The sequence below is a fragment of the Chitinophaga polysaccharea genome, assembly GCF_007829335.1.
Taxonomy (GTDB): domain Bacteria; phylum Bacteroidota; class Bacteroidia; order Chitinophagales; family Chitinophagaceae; genus Chitinophaga; species Chitinophaga polysaccharea_B.
Map to the genome: position 1 here is coordinate 178,841 of NZ_VIWO01000006.1, position 16,732 is coordinate 195,572.

The 16,732-nt window shown below is 48.9% G+C and carries 11 protein-coding genes; 8 read left to right on the top strand and 3 right to left on the bottom strand.

The genetic code is table 11. The features are described from left to right. Positions 1–170: 170 nt before the first annotated feature. From FHW36_RS20090 to FHW36_RS20100, 3 genes are all read left to right on the top strand, one after another. Positions 171–3,482, top strand: coding sequence for a SusC/RagA family TonB-linked outer membrane protein (locus FHW36_RS20090; protein WP_246121198.1), 3,312 nt, complete (start codon positions 171–173; stop codon positions 3,480–3,482). A 43-nt stretch (positions 3,483–3,525) separates the two neighbouring features. Next, positions 3,526–5,145: a RagB/SusD family nutrient uptake outer membrane protein gene (locus tag FHW36_RS20095; RefSeq protein WP_145671712.1), complete on the top strand. Its 1,620-nt coding sequence runs from the start codon at positions 3,526–3,528 to the stop codon at positions 5,143–5,145. Positions 5,146–5,320: 175 nt separating this feature from the next. After that, on the top strand, positions 5,321–6,268 hold the full coding sequence (locus FHW36_RS20100) for an endo-beta-N-acetylglucosaminidase H (RefSeq protein WP_222429135.1): 948 nt from the start codon (positions 5,321–5,323) through the stop codon (positions 6,266–6,268). Between the two features lie 54 nt (positions 6,269–6,322). Here FHW36_RS20100 and zwf read toward each other — a convergent pair whose 3' ends face one another. Continuing rightward, entirely contained in the window at positions 6,323–7,828 is a 1,506-nt protein-coding gene (gene zwf, locus FHW36_RS20105; protein ID WP_145671380.1) for a glucose-6-phosphate dehydrogenase, read from the bottom strand. A gap of 135 nt (positions 7,829–7,963) precedes the next feature. Further along, entirely contained in the window at positions 7,964–9,712 is a 1,749-nt protein-coding gene (locus tag FHW36_RS20110; protein WP_145671381.1) for a glycoside hydrolase family 9 protein, read from the bottom strand. Positions 9,713–9,967: 255 nt separating this feature from the next. Here FHW36_RS20110 and FHW36_RS20115 point away from each other — a divergent pair, with 255 nt between their 5' ends. The 3 genes from FHW36_RS20115 to FHW36_RS20125 are packed head-to-tail and all read left to right on the top strand — an operon-like array spanning position 9,968 to position 13,542. After that, entirely contained in the window at positions 9,968–11,968 is a 2,001-nt protein-coding gene (locus FHW36_RS20115) for a TonB-dependent receptor plug domain-containing protein (protein ID WP_145671382.1), read from the top strand. A gap of 4 nt (positions 11,969–11,972) precedes the next feature. Beyond that, positions 11,973–13,046, top strand: coding sequence for a cytochrome-c peroxidase (locus FHW36_RS20120; RefSeq protein WP_145671383.1), 1,074 nt, complete (start codon positions 11,973–11,975; stop codon positions 13,044–13,046). A gap of 7 nt (positions 13,047–13,053) precedes the next feature. Next, positions 13,054–13,542, top strand: coding sequence for a molybdopterin-dependent oxidoreductase (locus FHW36_RS20125; RefSeq protein ID WP_145671384.1), 489 nt, complete (start codon positions 13,054–13,056; stop codon positions 13,540–13,542). An 8-nt stretch (positions 13,543–13,550) separates the two neighbouring features. Here the strand turns inward: FHW36_RS20125 and FHW36_RS20130 are convergent, their stop codons facing one another. Further along, positions 13,551–13,886 (bottom strand): winged helix-turn-helix domain-containing protein, encoded by a 336-nt coding sequence (locus FHW36_RS20130; RefSeq protein WP_145671385.1) that lies wholly within the window; start codon positions 13,884–13,886, stop codon positions 13,551–13,553. Positions 13,887–14,053: 167 nt separating this feature from the next. Between FHW36_RS20130 and eat the strand changes: the two genes are divergently transcribed. Then, the gene (gene eat, locus FHW36_RS20135) at positions 14,054–15,370 is read left to right on the top strand and encodes an ethanolamine permease (protein ID WP_145671386.1); all 1,317 of its coding nucleotides are present in this window, start codon (positions 14,054–14,056) and stop codon (positions 15,368–15,370) included. Next, positions 15,367–16,725, top strand: a complete 1,359-nt coding sequence (locus FHW36_RS20140; RefSeq protein WP_145671387.1) for a glutamine synthetase family protein — start codon at positions 15,367–15,369, stop codon at positions 16,723–16,725. Before eat ends, FHW36_RS20140 begins: the two co-directional genes overlap by 4 nt. Positions 16,726–16,732 lie beyond the last annotated feature (7 nt).

The window sequence follows — 16,732 nt, forward strand, 5'->3', positions numbered from 1 at the left end:
AGACGTGAATAATTCCACTATCGGTTGTAAAAAAACCGGAAGCACTGCAATGCTCCCGGCTATAGCTGGCAACCCAACTCCCTGAATCAAAGAAAATTGAATTATTAAGCCAACAACACAAAAGTATGGAACTACTTGGTACCTGCAAAGTCCCCTGTAAAGGAGGCCGTATGCAAAGAAAATTACTCCTGATTATGCGATTAACTGCAATACTGACACTGGTATTCACCCTTAATCTGAGCGCCAAATCATTCTCTCAGTCTGTTACCATCAAAGGGAAACATCTCCCCCTCTATGATGTATTCAATAGTATTAGCCGGCAAACAGGTTATGAATTTATCTATGATGAAAATTTACTCCGGAAAGCAGCCCCGGTAAACCTGAACATGACCCAGGCTCCCCTCACCGAAGTGCTGAATGCCTGCCTGAACAGCAAATTGTTTAACTATAGCATTGTTGACAAAACAATCGTGATCAGCCCAAAGGCCCAAACCACCAACCTCTCTATGGTAGCCATTCCACCCATTACCCTGGAAGGAAAGGTAACTGATAGTAAAGGGCAGCCATTGGTAGGAGTATCCATACAAATAAAAGGCACCAGTAAAGGCACCATTACCAACGTAAACGGCGGCTTTACCCTGGCTGCCAATACCGGCGATATCCTGATCATAAGCTTCATTGGCTACGAAACCAAAACTATCACGGTAGGTACAGATACCAACCTGCAAATCACCCTCTCCAGCCAGGACTCCCAGTTGGGCGCAGTGGTAGTAACTGCCCTGGGTATTAAAAGGTCTGAGAAATCTATTACCTATTCTACCCAGCAACTCAACGGACTGGAACTCACGAAAGCGAAAGATGCGAACCTGGTAAATACCCTGAACGGTAAAGTGGCCGGTTTAACGATCTCCTCCAGCGCTTCCGGCGTAGGCGGTTCTGCGAAAGTAATTCTCCGTGGCAGCAAATCAGGATTGGGAAGCAACCAGGCATTATATGTAATCGACGGGGTGCCCATGAACAACACCGTTACCAATCAGCCTTCCAGCATCTATGGCGGTAGCACCTCCTATGACGGAGGCGATCCTATCTCCAACCTGAACCCGGAAGATATCGAGAGCATCTCCGTATTAAAAGGTGCTTCTGCTGCCGCACTGTACGGCAGCCAGGGAGCCAATGGGGTGATCATTGTGACTACTAAAGGTGGAAAAGCCGGTCACACCGCCATTAATATCTCCTCCGGTTTCAATATCACGCAGGCAGCTTACCAGCCTAAGTTCCAGAACAATTATGGCCAGTCGAAAGATGTAGCCAGCCAAAGCTGGGGCGATAAACTGAGTAGCCCTGCCGGCGATAACCTCTCCCCTTTCTTCCAGAATGGTCAGAACTTTACCAACGCCATCAGCATGTCCAGCGGCTCCGATAAGATGCAGACTTATTTCTCCTATGCCAACACCTCTGCCAGGGGCATTGAACCAGGCAATAAACTGGGCCGTCATAATCTCGACTTTAAAGAAACTGGCAAATTCCTGAACGATAAGCTCACCGCGTCTGCTGATGTGAACTATATGACCCAGCAGATTGATAATACACCGCTGACCGGTTACTATTTCAACCCGCTGACCGGTTTATATCTCTTCCCTCGTGGTAAAGATATCCGGCCATATAAAAACCAGTTCGAAATCCCCGATCCTTCGAGGAACTTCCTGCCGGTACAAAACTGGCCTTTCGATGAAGACCTGCAACAGAACCCATGGTGGATCATCAACCGCAATCCAAATTCACTCAAACGTAACAGAATACTCGCCAATGCCAGTCTGAAATATGATGTGAACTCCTGGTTGAATGTGCAGGCAAGAGGAAGCATAGACCGCATCAACGATCTCTATGAACAAAAAATATATGCCAGCTCACAGAAAGCACTGGCTACCAGGAATGGCGGCTATAATTACAACAACAATACAACCACACAACAATATGGCGACCTGATTGCCAACTTCAACATCCCGGCAAAAGACTTCCGGTTTACAGGTCTGGTAGGAGGTAGTATCCGTGATGTAAAAACCACCGGCGATTATCTCGTGTCCGGACAAGATAGCCTGCATTTACCCAACATCTTCACTATTCAGAATATGTCGGCACTCAATGCCCGCAACTCCGGTACCTTACAACAGAAACACAGCCAGTGGCAATCCGTATTTGCTAGTGTCAACATTTCCTATAAAGAGTGGTTATTCCTGGATCTGACTGCCCGTAACGACTGGGCTTCCAACCTGGCATTTACCAACCAGCTGTCTTATTTCTATCCGTCCGCAGGTTTGAATGTGATGTTAAGCCAGTTATTGCAAATGCCGAGCGCTATTTCCTTTGCCAAAGTACGTGGCTCCTACGCCATCGTAGGTAACTCTCCGCTGGCTTATCAGAGTAATGCACCTGAAAACCTGCTGGGAACCGATGGTAACCCGATTGTAAGAACAGCAGGGCCTTTCAATACGCTTAAACCAGAAAAAACCAAATCATTCGAGTTGGGTACAGAATGGCGTTTCTTTGGCGATCGCCTGGGAGTAGACGTTACTTACTACAAAACGAATACGACCAACCAGACCCTGGAAATTGCCGCACCTAACGCCACGCTCTACAATACCTATTTCATCAACGCTGGTAATATCCAGAACCAGGGGGTGGAAGCGATGATCCGATATGATGTATTGAAAGATACTAAGCTGAAATGGAACACCGGTATCAACTTCGCTACCAACGACAATAAAATCATCGCCCTTTCTCCACAGGTAGATCGCTTTACGCTGAGTGGTGCTTCCGGCGCCAACTATGCGTCCCTGTTTAAAGTAGGTGGCTCTTTTGGAGATATTTACGGTACGGTGCTGGACCGCGACGATCAGGGCCGCGTGAAAATTACCAAAGGTGCTCCCAGCAAAAAAGGCGGCGACATGCAATATTTGGGCAATGCCAATACCAAATGGCAACTGGGTTGGAATAACAATTTCGCGTTCGGCAACTTTACGTTCTCTTTCCTGATCGACGGCAAATTTGGCGGAAAGGTAATGTCTGTTACCCAGGCCATCATGGATAGCTACGGCGTTTCCAAAGCCAGCGGCGATGCCCGTGATGCCGGCGGTGTGAAGATCAATGGCGTAGATGAAAATGGCAATGCCGTATCTTCTGTAGATGCCAAATCCTGGTATTCAATCGTAGGTGGTAAAGACGGCGTGTCCGGTGAATATATGTACAGCGCTACTACAGTGAGATTGAGAGAAGCAGCCTTAGGCTATACCTTCCCCGTTAACCGCTCTGTGGTAAAATCACTGAAACTGTCGCTCACCGGCCGTAACCTGTTTTACATTTCAAAGAAAGCGCCGTTTGATCCTGAGCAAACCATGTCTACCGCCAATGGATTGGGAGGTGTAGATGTATTTATGTTACCTGCTACCCGCAGCTACGGTCTTACATTAAATGCCGCTTTCTAAATCAATCACCGAAAAACTGAAAAAGATGAAACTTTATAATAAAATGAAAAGTCACAGATCAGGCCTGCTCATCGCAGTAGCTGCACTGGTGACCGGATTGAGTGCTTGTACTAAGAATTTTGAAAGTTACAATACAGATAATACCGGTGTTTCCAACGGTCAGTTTGGTCCCGATTACAATGCGTTGGGGCTCTACCTGAAATCTGCCCAGATGGCGATCTATAACTTCTCCGGAGGCGGTGACCCCAACTCCTACCAGTTGCAGCAAAACCTGAACGCAGATTGTTACTCCGGGTATTTCATGACACCTAACTCATTCGGCAATGCCAATAACACCAACTATTCACTGGTAAGCGGCTGGAATGGCGAAACCTACAAAGCAGGATACCTGAGTGTGATGTCTCCCATATTAAGCCTGAAAGCTACCGGTATTGAACAAAAAACCCCGGCAGTATGGGCAGTAGCGCAAATTGTACAGATAACTGCTATGGCCCGTGTGACAGATGTGTACGGCCCTATTCCTTACAAACATGTTGGAGAAGGTTTGTCTACCGTTCCATACGACAGCCAGCAGGATGTTTACAACCAGTTCTTTACGCAGCTCGATGCCGCTACCCAGGCCCTGCGTACCCAGATCAGCAGTGGCGCTACACTGCCTTTCGCCTTTGCTACCTTTGACCTGGTATACGATGGTGACTTTACGAAGTGGCTACGCTTTGCCAATTCCCTGCGTTTACGCTTAGCGATGCATATCCGGAATGTAGACCCAGCTACCGCAAAAATACAGGCGGAAAAAGCGCTGGACCCTGCTAACGGCGGCCTGATCACCGACAATAGCGGCAATATGGCCGTGAAGGTAACCGGTAACTTTACCAACCCGCTGGTATTCATTGCGCAGAACTGGGCAGATATCCGCATCGGCGCCTCTATCCAATGCTATCTCACCGGTTATAAAGATCCGCGCATTGCCCGCTACATGGATAAAAGCACCGACGCCGATCCCGCACTGGCCGGTAAGTACAAAGGCATCCGCATAGGTAGCGTAGTAGATAAAGACAAATACAAAACATACTCTAACCTTAACCTCAACGATGGCACACCGGCGTTTAGCCTGAAAACAGCGCCTGTGCTGATGAACGCGGCAGAAGTATATTTCCTGCGTGCCGAAGCAGCGCTACAGGGCTGGTCTAATGCAGGCGGTACTGCACAGCAGTTATATGAACAGGGCATCGCCACTTCCATGCAACAATGGAACGTAGCTGCGCCTGGATATATTAACGATGGCACCAGCACCCCGGATGCTTATACGGACCCTAAAAACTCCGCCAATGACGCACCCAGGCCGTCTACCATTACCATCAAATGGGATGATGCCGCCTCACCGGCAGCAAAGCAGGAACGTATCAGCACCCAAAAGTGGATTGCCATGTTCCCCGAAGGACAGGAAGGCTGGACAGAATTCCGCCGCACCGGCTATCCTAAACTCTTCGAAGTAGTAGTCAATAAAGGTCTACCGGCCATTTCATCCAGTCTGCAGATCCGAAGGCTGCCCTTCCCGCAGAATGAATACAATACGAACCCACAAACAGTAGCCGACGCAGTAAAGCTGCTGAATGGTCCCGACAACGGTGGTACACCGCTCTGGTGGGATACCCGTAAATAAAGTATCATAATACCCGCCCGGTGGCTGACACAGCATCAGCCACCGGGTTTATAAAAGATTCAACGTTAGCCTGAGCACTATCACGAAAGCACCCATCGTTTGTATCATTAGCAAGGAGACCCAGTACCAAAACCCGAACCCACATTTCTTCATTCATTTAAACAAGCAAGTTGGTATGAAACAACAATTCCACCCGCTGCGGCGTATTGCCGCAGGCATCTCTGCTGCTATGACCCTATTCCTTGCAGCTGCCTGTACAAAAGAAAACAACACCCCGCCACCGGCTAAAAACACCGGGGTAAAAACGGAAACCGTTACTAAAGCAGGAGGCATCTCGGTTTGCTACGTGGAAGTAAACAGCAACAGTTTACTCAATACCGGCAAATACACCCTCACTACCGGTGGGCAGCAACTATTTGATATTGCCATCATATTTGCCGCCAATATCAACTATAATACCGCTACCCATCAGGCGGTGTTATACAACAACCCCAACGTATCTGCCGTATTGACTAACAAAGCCACCCAGATCGTGCCCCTGCAAAACAAAGGCATGAAAGTATTGCTGTCTATACTGGGAAATCACCAGGGCGCCGGCATCTGCAATTTTACCAGCAGAACTGCCGCACATGCATTCGCCAAACAACTCAGCGATACTGTCACCTACTACGGCCTGGATGGCATCGATTTCGATGATGAATATGCCGACTATGGTACCAATAACACCCCTCAGCCCAACGACAGTTCTTTTGTAATGCTGGTAGATGAACTGCATCAGCTGATGCCTGGTAAGATCATTTCTTTCTATTACTACGGACCTGCAGCTTCCCGCTTATCATGGGGAGGTAAGCGTGTAGGCGATATGGTTAATTATAGCTGGAACGCTATTTATGGCAGTTACTCCGTTCCTAATGTGGCGGGGTTGCCTAAGAGCAACCTGGGCCCTGCCGCAGTAGATATACAGGCTACTTCTCAAAGCACGGCCAATTCACTGGCTACGCAAACGAAAAACAATGGGTATGGGGTATACCTCTGGTACAATCTTACCAGCACGGATAAGCATACCTATTTTTCAGGGGTATCTAATATCCTCTATGGAAGCACGGTGAAATATACCCCCTGAGGGATACAACAAAAAAAACGGGAGCGCTAAAGGCTCCCGTTTCTCTTTATCATCTTACTTGATACTTTCTTCCCTGGCCGACAACCGGAACCAGTCTTTCGCATAAGGCTTCAGCAAAGCGGTAGCTGCTGTGGGTCCCCAGGTACCGGCTTTATAGAGATGCAATTCTTTGGCAGGGTATTTCTTCCACGTATCCAGTATTGGCATCACTACTTTCCAGGCGGCTTCTACCTGGTCGGCCCTCATAAACAGGGTGGTATTACCATCCAGCACATCCAGCAACAAAGCTTCATATGCCTCGGGAATAGTTTCTGTATACGACTCCTGGTAGGTGAAATCCATTTCTACCGGCTTCAGTTTCATCTTCAATCCTGGTACCTTACTTTCAAACAATAAACTTATTTCCAACTCCGGTTGTATGCTGATGATTAAGCGGTTGGGCGTAAGGTCATCTTTGAAAATTTTATGCGGAGAGTCTTTAAACTGTACCACTATCACGGAAGACTGCACGGGCATTGACTTCCCTGTGCGCAGGAAGAACGGTACGCCTTTCCACCGCTCATTATCGATAAATAATTTAGCGGCTACAAAGGTTTCTGTATTAGAGGTCGACAGTACATGCTCTTCTTTGCGGTAAGGCACCCGCGGTGTACCATGTACATTGCCGGCGGTATACTGGCCACGGATCACACTTTTCAGTACCTGTGCCGGCGTAAATGGCCGGATGGATTTCAGCACTTTTACCTTAGCATCACGGATCAGCTCTGACTTATAAAATTTGGGAGGTTCCATGGCGATGATACACAACAATTGCAGCAGGTGATTTTGTATCATGTCGCGCAGGGCGCCGCTGCCATCGTAGTAGCCACCGCGTTTTCCTACGCCTACTTCTTCTGCTACGCTGATTTGTATATGATCGATGTATTGCTTGTTCCACAATGGCTCAAATACATAGTTGGCAAACCGGAAAGCCATAATGTTCTGCACCGCTTCTTTTCCCAGGTAGTGATCTATGCGGTAGATCTGTTTTTCTGAAAAACGTTTTCCTAAAAAGCGATTCAGTTTTTTGGCAGTATCCAGGTCGGTGCCAAAAGGCTTTTCTACCACAATGCGGTCCAGCTCATCGCGGTTGCATAGGTTGTGTTTAGACAATGCTTCAGCGATGATTTCAATGAAGCGGGGCGCCACTGCAAAATAAAAAATGCGGGTAGCGTTCTGTTTCTGCTTCTTTTCAAATGCATCCAGCGTGGCTTTCAAACCGGTGTATGTTTCTGCCTTCACAAAATCGCCCTGCAGGTACACAATATTTTTGGCGAACTCATTCCATTCTTCGTCATTGGCCTTTCCGTTCCGGCTAAACTCATTCACACCAGCCAGCAGGTCCTGTTTAAAGGCTGTTTCCTCTTCTTCCAGGAAATCCACACAATAGATGGTGAATACGGGTGGAAGATGTTTGTCGGTGTACAGGTTATAAAGTGCAGGAATCAGTTTTCTTTTTGTCAGGTCCCCTTTAGCGCCGAAGATGGTAATGGCGGCGGGGACTATTTTTCCAGGTTTCATCGAAGCATCGGTTTATATGCCATGTAATTTAAGCATCAATTCCCGGAAAATGCTAATACAATTTTGTGATTCCCTGTTATCATTTCCTCAACAATACATGAACAATAAATTATCTATATCCAAACCATGATATATTTACTGGTAACCTAACGTCTGTTTGAGGGCATCGATACCGCTTACAAGATATACCAGTGGCGCGTTCCAGTTGATCGCGATTTCATTGCTGGCATAGGCGCCGGCGTTATCTGTATAAGCCGTTTCGGGTTCGGTAAACTCATAGTTGCTTTTGTCTTGCCGCCCGGGGTTAGGCCCTCCTACCAATAAGCCCGGTACCGGCGGTGTAATACCATCGGCGATAGAAAGGCGATGATGCGGATGCAGGGGCGATTTGCTGCCGATGCCGGTTACAAAGCAATAGGTGGTGGCATTACGGCCCAGCAGATAATCCAGGTTACCCAATGCAGCATAGGCATATCGCTGGTCACGGGTAAGCCTATACGCATTCAGTAACACAACGCCCTGGTTAGCTGCCACGGAACTACTGCCCCAAGTAAAATCCCCGGGCGATTGCCCCATCACTGTGTGAAAAGCGCTCGTATTCGCAGCCATTACGTATTGGTTGGCCAACGCCAGTACCCGTTCCTTTATTTGGTGTATGACCGTTGCGGTACTGCCGGGCAAGTCTTTGGCCCGCAATAGCGAATAGTATCCCAGCATGCCCACGTTTGCCCAGGCAGGCAAACTAACCGGGTCCCCTATATGTTTTTCCACCACGCTGAAAAACTGTGGGTCGCGGGTGGTGATATACAGCTCCGATGCAGCCCATAGCCATTCATCGGCAAAGTACCGGTCGCCATACCCGCCGGTGGTAACAGCAGGCTGGTACACTTTATTGAGGCTATCCTGGTCGTAGCGCAGGGCCGGGTGCTGTAGCGCCCATTGCCAGGCCTTCCCGGCCGCCTCCCTGCATTGGGCCGCCAATGCGGGATTGAAAGGTTGTAATACGCGGGCTGCCTGGGCGGTAACAGCGGCAAAATCCAGCGTGGCAGCGGTGCCTTTCTGTACTACATACCGCGGCGCTTTAGTGACTCCCGGCATTACCATCCCATCGAAAGCAGCGTTGGTGCATTTATTATATACCCCGCCATCGGCAGGGTCCTGCATGGTAAGCATCCACTGCAGGTTGTATACTGCTTCGTTCAAAATATCCGGTAGGGCATCGCCGCTCTCGGGAATATTCGTGTTTAACTGTTTGAAATAATCGGGAAAATCTTCATAGGCGGAGAGTAATGTGCCCATGGTGATACCGGAATTAACGATGTATTTGTTGTAATCTCCGGCATCATACCAGCCGCCGGGCGTAGCAATCACCGTACCCGCCGGCCGTGTGGCACTGGCTGCCCCCGCATGTACCAGCACCGCCGTATCCGGGTGTCCGGCCGGCCGATGCCACTGCCCCGCAAAACGGGCTTCCAGCGGCATATCGGAGCGCTGATAATAATACCCTTTGAGCGCCGCCACCGCTACGGGATGATACACGTTGGCATTGACAGGAAAGGCCGGCGATTGTCCGGCACCAGGCACCACCATCACAAAATCGCCCGATGTGGTAAATGCAGAAAAATCGGCCACGCGGGTGGTGATAGAAGAATGCACAGAGCGATTAGCCGCTCCTAACCGGCCACGGAAAACAATTTGCTGCGAATGAGAAGGGGTAATATAAAAGCTGTCGCCCTTCACTGGCTGTGTCACCACGGCTATTTTTGGCGCATGGGGATAAAAACCTGCCTGGTTCAGCGTAATGGAAAAATTGGGTTGCTGTGCATGCAAACAGCCTCCCAATAGCAATGGGAGACCAGCAAAAACGGACTTGTTACCTAACATGGAATATCTCTTTAAAATGCTTGTTAAGATAGTCGTTTTAACCTTATCTCCTGGTTTATTCAACAAATTTATAATCTGGGGATTGATTGACTTTTTAACAATTTCCCCCTATCATTGTACCCGAATTCAACCATACACCCTAACACTTCAGCCTTTTTTCAGCTTCCCATCCCGGTTATTGTGTCATTGTTATTGTAGCCTGGTAAGCATTTTTCAACCGTTATTCATAAAAATGAATAACGAAAATAAACGTACATGCACAAAGCGTTACTCAGCATTGCCCTGACTATGGGATTAATAGCCCCGGCAGCGGCTCAGGTAAAACAAGACAGCAGCCGGGTATTTACCCTTGGAGAAGTAGTATCCTATGGCCGGCACACCGACTCCGTCAGCACTATTACCCTGAACCAGGTACAGTCCTTTCATCGCCTGAATGTGGCCACCGCGCTCAACTTGTTGCCCGGCATCAGCCAATCCAATGTAGGCCCCCGCAATGAATCCATGATTTATGTACGCGGGTTCGACCTGCGGCAAACACCGGTATTTATCGACGGGATACCGGTATATGTACCCTACGATGGTTATGTAGACCTGGCCAGGTTTACCACTTTCAACCTGTCGAAAATAGCCGTGGAAAAAGGCGGCGCTTCTGTATTATATGGCCCTAACACAATGGGCGGCGTTATTAACCTCATCTCTTCCAAACCTGTACATACACTGGAGATAAACGCCTCCGCCGGATGGCTTACAGGCGGTCACGAAGAAGCGCTGAACATAGGCAGCCGCCTGAATAAGGTTTACCTCCAAGGCGACATTTCCCGGTACCAGCGCGATTATTACAACTTATCTAAAGACTTTCAACCCACTAAAACCGAAGATGGCGGACAGAGAAATAACTCCTATAACAACGACTGGCGCTATGGTTTCAAGCTGGGATTTACTCCCAACAGCCGCCATGAACTGGCTATCGGGTATTCCCACCAGGAAGGCAGCAAAGGCACGCCGGTGTATACGGGCACGGATACACTTAATTCACAGTATAAAAGTCCCCGCTATTGGCAATGGCCCAAATGGAATAAGGAAAGTGTGTATTTCCTGTCGAACAGTACGCTGAACGATCACAGCCACCTGAAAACACGCCTGTATTACGACCGGTTTATCAACGTGCTGAAAAGCTTCGACGACGCCACATATGCCACGCAGAAAAAGCCCTATGCCTTCACCAGTTACTACAACGACTATACGCTGGGGGGTAATATTGAATACGGCTATACGCTGTTTTCCGCCAACCAGTTGAAAGCGGCGGTTCATTTCAAGCAGGATGTGCATCGCGAACACAATGAAGGCGAACCCGAAAGAAAAGTAGCCGATAATACTTTCTCCGCGGGCGTTACCGACCAGCACTCCTTCAATACTCACTGGGCTTTACAGGGAGGCGCTGCGTTTAACTACCGCCAAAGCCTGGATGCGCAGAACTATAACAGCCAGACCAAAACCATCACCGATTTTCCCAGTAACAACAGCCACGCTATAAATGCACAGACCAAGGTGATATATACACCAGTAGCCGGCCGGGACTTCCGGTTTTCGGCAGACCGCATGACGCGATTTGCCACCATTAAAGACCGTTATTCCTACCGGCTGGGGACCGCCATTCCCAACCCGAACCTACAGCCTGAAAACACGCTGAATGTTGCGCTCCAATACACCGACACACGGATCAGGAAAGTGAACCTCGACGCCAGCATCTTCTACAGCCATATACAAGATGTAATTCAAAATGTGAATAATGTAGTATATGATACCACGAAACGTCAATGGTTGTCACAAGCCCAGAACAAAGGACGCGCAGCATACTATGGCGCAGAAATAGCGGCCACCTGGCATATTTGCACTGCCTTTACCGGCGGGTTAAACTATACGTTCATCAAACGTAAAAATCTCGATAACCCCAACATCCGCTTTACCGACGTACCGGAACATAAAGCCATCGGCTGGCTGCAATACGATGCTTCCCGCCTTAGCCTCCTGCTGAATGGCGAGTACAATGCCAACCGCTATAGCAGCAGCTATGGCGCCAAAGCGCCGTCATTCTTCCTCCTGCATGCCAGCGCCGTGGTACAACTCACCAACTGGCTAAAGCTACAGGGAGGTGTGAATAACATTTTTGATAAAAATTATATGCTTACCGAAGGATACCCTGAGCAGGGCAGGAATTATTTTGCCAAGGTACTTTTCAATTATACTTATTTTTAGAGAGATGAATAAGCGCTGGCTCCTGCGATGGTTTGGTCTGGCCGCCCTGTTGTTTACGGGCAGCCGGTGGCTGCCTGTACCCGAACCCTATGTGCCGGTATACCCGGCCAACTTCGGCAACCGGTTAAATATCCCGGCAGATAACCCGTTGACCAAAGAAGGCGTTCTCCTGGGAAGAATGTTGTTTTATGAACCGCTGCTTTCTGCCAACAACAAAGTATCCTGTGGCAGCTGTCACCAGCAGCAACGCGCTTTTACCGATGGAAAAAAATTCAGCACTGGCATAGATAGTATCCCCACTGAACGTAATAGCATGTCGCTGGCCAACCTGTTATGGGTACGCCATTTCTTTTGGGATGGCAGGGCCGAAAGCCTGGAGCAGCAAGCACTTACACCGCTTACCGCCTTGCATGAAATGGGGCAGCCCCTGGATATCAGTGCCGCAAAACTACGCCGCAGCCAACGCTACGCCGCGCTTTTCAATGCCGCCTTTGGCAACAGCAACATTACCGGCGATCAGATCATAAAAGCCCTGGCACAATTTGAAAGAACTTTAATTTCTGCCAACGCGCCATACGACCACTATCTCGCCGGTAAGTACCAGCTCTCTCCGGCAGCGGAGAGAGGTATGCAGCTGTTTATGAATGCCCCTGATCCGGGAAAAAAGATACGCGGCGCCAACTGTGCCCATTGTCACGGTAGTCCAAAATTGTACATGGAATTGTTTCATAACAATGGCCTGGATAGCCTGCCCCTGGACCCTGGCAGGGAAAAGCTCACCGGCCTCGCGGCCGACAGGGGCCGGTTCCGCATTCCCACGCTCCGCAACATCGCGTTAACGGCGCCGTATATGCACGATGGACGCTTTGGCACCCTGGAAGAAGTACTGGATCATTACAGTGAGCATATCATCCAGAGCCCATCCTTAAGTCCCGTATTACGCAATACATCCAACGACATGAACGGCACGTCGCTCAAACTTAGCCGCAGCGAGCAGAAAGATATCATTGCCTTTTTGCACCTGCTCACTGATTCAACATTTATCAACAATTCACAATTCTCCAATCCTTTTAATTGATGCATCCATGAAATATACTTTGCTCCTTTTTCTGGCCACTATATTGTTGCATAGCCGCACATGGGCGCAGTCGGCCACTATCAGCGTCACCGGAGAAGTAACCCACCCACTGCAACTCAGTGCCGCCGATATTGCTGCGATGAAAAAAGTAACCGTACAGGCCACGGATCGTGATGGAAAAGCACATAGCTACACAGGCGTGCCAGTAGCCGATATTCTGCAACAGGCAGGCGTTACCATGGGAGCACAGCTCCGTGGAGAAAACATGTCGAAGTATTTGCTTGTAAAATCAGGCGATGGCTATGAGGTGTTGTTTTCTTTGCCTGAGCTCGACGCCGCTTTTACGGATCGTGTGGTGATACTGGCCAGCCAGGTAGATGGACAGTCGCTACCCGAAGGAAAAGGGCCGTTCCGGATCGTAGTGCCCGGCGAGAAAAAACCGGCCCGCTGGATCTGGGAGGTAACGGCTATGACTGTACGCTTTGCGAAGGAATAGTATTAGGGTCATTCTTCCATACGGGCGGCTGCGGTTACCAGGAATTGCTGAAAAGAAGTATTCAGTTCGTGAAACAATCGGATGGCAGCTTCGCCTTTGGGCGTCAGCGAGGCGCCGCCGCCATTCTTCCCTCCCCGTTCCATGATGACCAGCGGATGGCCCGTGCGCTTATTCATCTGGTCTACGAAATCCCAGGCCTGCCGGTAAGATAGCTTCATGGCGGTAGCCGCCTTTTTCAAAGACCCTAATTCGCCAATCTTCTCCAGTAGCTCAATTCTTCCATATCCCAGGAAAGGCCCTTCGGTAGTTTCTATCCAGATGCGCCCGTTGGCTATCAGTTTCATATTATACAATATCGGTGTGCCCTAAAGATAACAGTAAAATTGGCCGGTGCTACCAGCTTACAAATTTGCCAGAGCAACAATACTTAAATTTTTCCCACAAAAGAGGGAGTATAATAATATTTTATTTTACGTTATATTTAGAGATACACACAATCGAGATCTTTCTAATGACACAAAACGAGGGCTTAAAGAAAACACTTACTCCCTTTATGTTGTGGGGACTGGGAGTAGGATACGTAATTTCAGGAATGTACTTTGGCTGGAATCTGGGCCTTGAAAAAGGTGGTACCGGGGGAATGGCTATCGCCACGGTGGTGATCATGCTGATGTATGTTACTTTTACATTCAGTTATGCAGAACTGGCCTGTGCTATCCCAAAAGCGGGCGGTGTATTCGACTACGCGAACAGGGCCATGGGAAAAGATATTGGCTTCATTGCAGGTATCGCCCAGGTCATCGAATTCATCCTGGCTCCCCCGGCTATTGCGTTTGCTATCGGCGCCTATTTCAACGCGTTCTTTCCCCAGGTGCCCATTCTTACCAGCGCTATTGCCATCTATTTCGTTTTTACTGCATTAAATGTGTATGGCGTACAGGCAGCAGCTTCCTTTGAAATGATTGTTACCGTGCTTGCAGTAGGAGAATTATTGCTGTTTTCCGGGCTTACCCTGCCGAAGTTCCAAACCGTACATCTCACCCACAATGCCCTGCCCAATGGCTGGAACGGCGCCTTTGCCGCCATTCCTTTTGCTATCTGGTTTTTCCTGGGCATTGAAGGCATCGCCAACGTAGCCGAAGAAACTAAAAATCCGCAACGCGATATCAGCAAAGGATTTGGCTGGGCTATCCTTACGCTCGCCATCTTATGTATCCTGGTATTTGTAGCTGCCACCGGCATTGCAGGCTGGGAAACTATCGTATATAAAAATGGGATCAGTGGTGATACGTCCGATTCTCCTTTGCCTCTCGCAATGGCAAAAATTACCGGCGATAACCACCTGATGTATCACCTGCTCATTACCGTGGGATTATTTGGCCTGGTAGCCTCCTTTCATGGGTTGATCCTCGCCGCTGGCCGCTCTACCTATGAAATGGGAAGGGTGCATAACCTGCCCGCTTTCCTGGGCAAAATATCTCCCCGCTTTCAAACGCCCGCCAATGCCCTGGCCGGTAATATGGTGATCGGTATCCTGGCCCTGCTGTCGGGTAAAACAGCCGAAATCATCGTGGTATCTGTTTTTGGCGCATTAACCTTATATATCATTTCCATGGTGTCGATTATCGTGTTGAGAAAACGTGAACCGGATTTACCCCGCCCGTTTAAAGTGGCCTGGTACCCGGCGTTCCCCATCATCGCCCTGGTCATTGCCACCGTTTCTATTATTGCCATGTTTATCTTCAATGGTATATTAGGACTCATCTACTTCTCCGTATTAGCCATCACCTTTTTGCTATACAAAATCTTTAAACCCGCCAATACATGACAACTTCCGAAATATTAGCGTATGTAAAGCAACATCCATCCGGTAAGGTAAAAATAGCTGTTGCTGATATTGATGGCGTATTGAGAGGCAAATATATTGCGGCCGACAAGTTCGCCGCCGTCATCGACAGCAAGCTGGGTTTCTGTGACGTTACCTTCGGTTGGGACATGAGCGATGTGGTATATGATAATGTGAAATTCACCGGCTGGCATACCGGCTACCCCGATGCGTTGGTACGCCTGGATCTCAACACCTTCCGCCGGATTCCCTGGGAAAATGACATTCCCTTTTTCCTGGGAGAATTTGTACTGGAAGATCATTCGCCGGTATATACCTGCCCGCGGCAACTGCTGCGTAAAGTAATGGCAGATGCGGCGCAACTGGGATGTACACCATATTTTTCACAGGAGTTTGAGTGGTTTAATTTTTCTGAGACGCCGGACACGGCTCACCAAAAACATTTCCACGATCTTACGCCCCTTACTCCCGGCATGTTTGGTTACTCCATCCTGCGTAGCGCATTGAAAAATGAATATATGAGTAACCTGTTTGAATGGCTGGTGAAATTTGATATACCGGTAGAAGGATTGCATACAGAAACCGGCCCCGGCGTATATGAAGCCGCTATCAAATACGGAGAAATATTAACAGCGGGGGACAGAGCCCTGCTATTTAAAACCGCTGTAAAGGAAATTGCCTACAAACATGGTATCATGGCCACTTTCATGGCCAAAATAAATGAAAATCTCCCCGGCTGCAGCGGGCATGTACACCAAAGCCTCTGGGACAGCGACAGCAAGCAAAACCTGTTTTATAACGATAAAGATCCGCACAAAATGAGCGCCGTCATGAAGAGTTATATCGCTGGTCAACTGCACTGTCTCCCGCATATCCTGCCCATGATTGCGCCTACGGTCAACAGCTACAAACGGCTGGTAGAAGGCGCCTGGGCGCCTACCACGCTCACCTGGGGAATAGATAACCGAACGGTAGCGCTCAGGGCATTGCCCTGTGGCGAGAAAGCCACCCGTCTGGAAACCAGGGTAGTGGGATCGGATACCAACCCGTACCTGGCGCTGGCAGCATGTCTAGCCGCAGGATTGTACGGCGTAAAAAATAACCTTCCGCTCAATAAAGAAGCCACCATTGGCAACGGGTACAAAGACACCTCCAATGGTGTATTACCGCAAAATCTCCAGGCCGCCACCCAACAAATGAAACATTCCGACATCGCCAAAGAACTGTTTGGAGCCTCATTTGTTGAACATTTTACCCTCACCAGGGAATGGGAATGGCGACAATACGCAAAAGCAGTGACCGACTGGGAACTGAAAAGATATTTTGAAATCATTTAATAGCAGG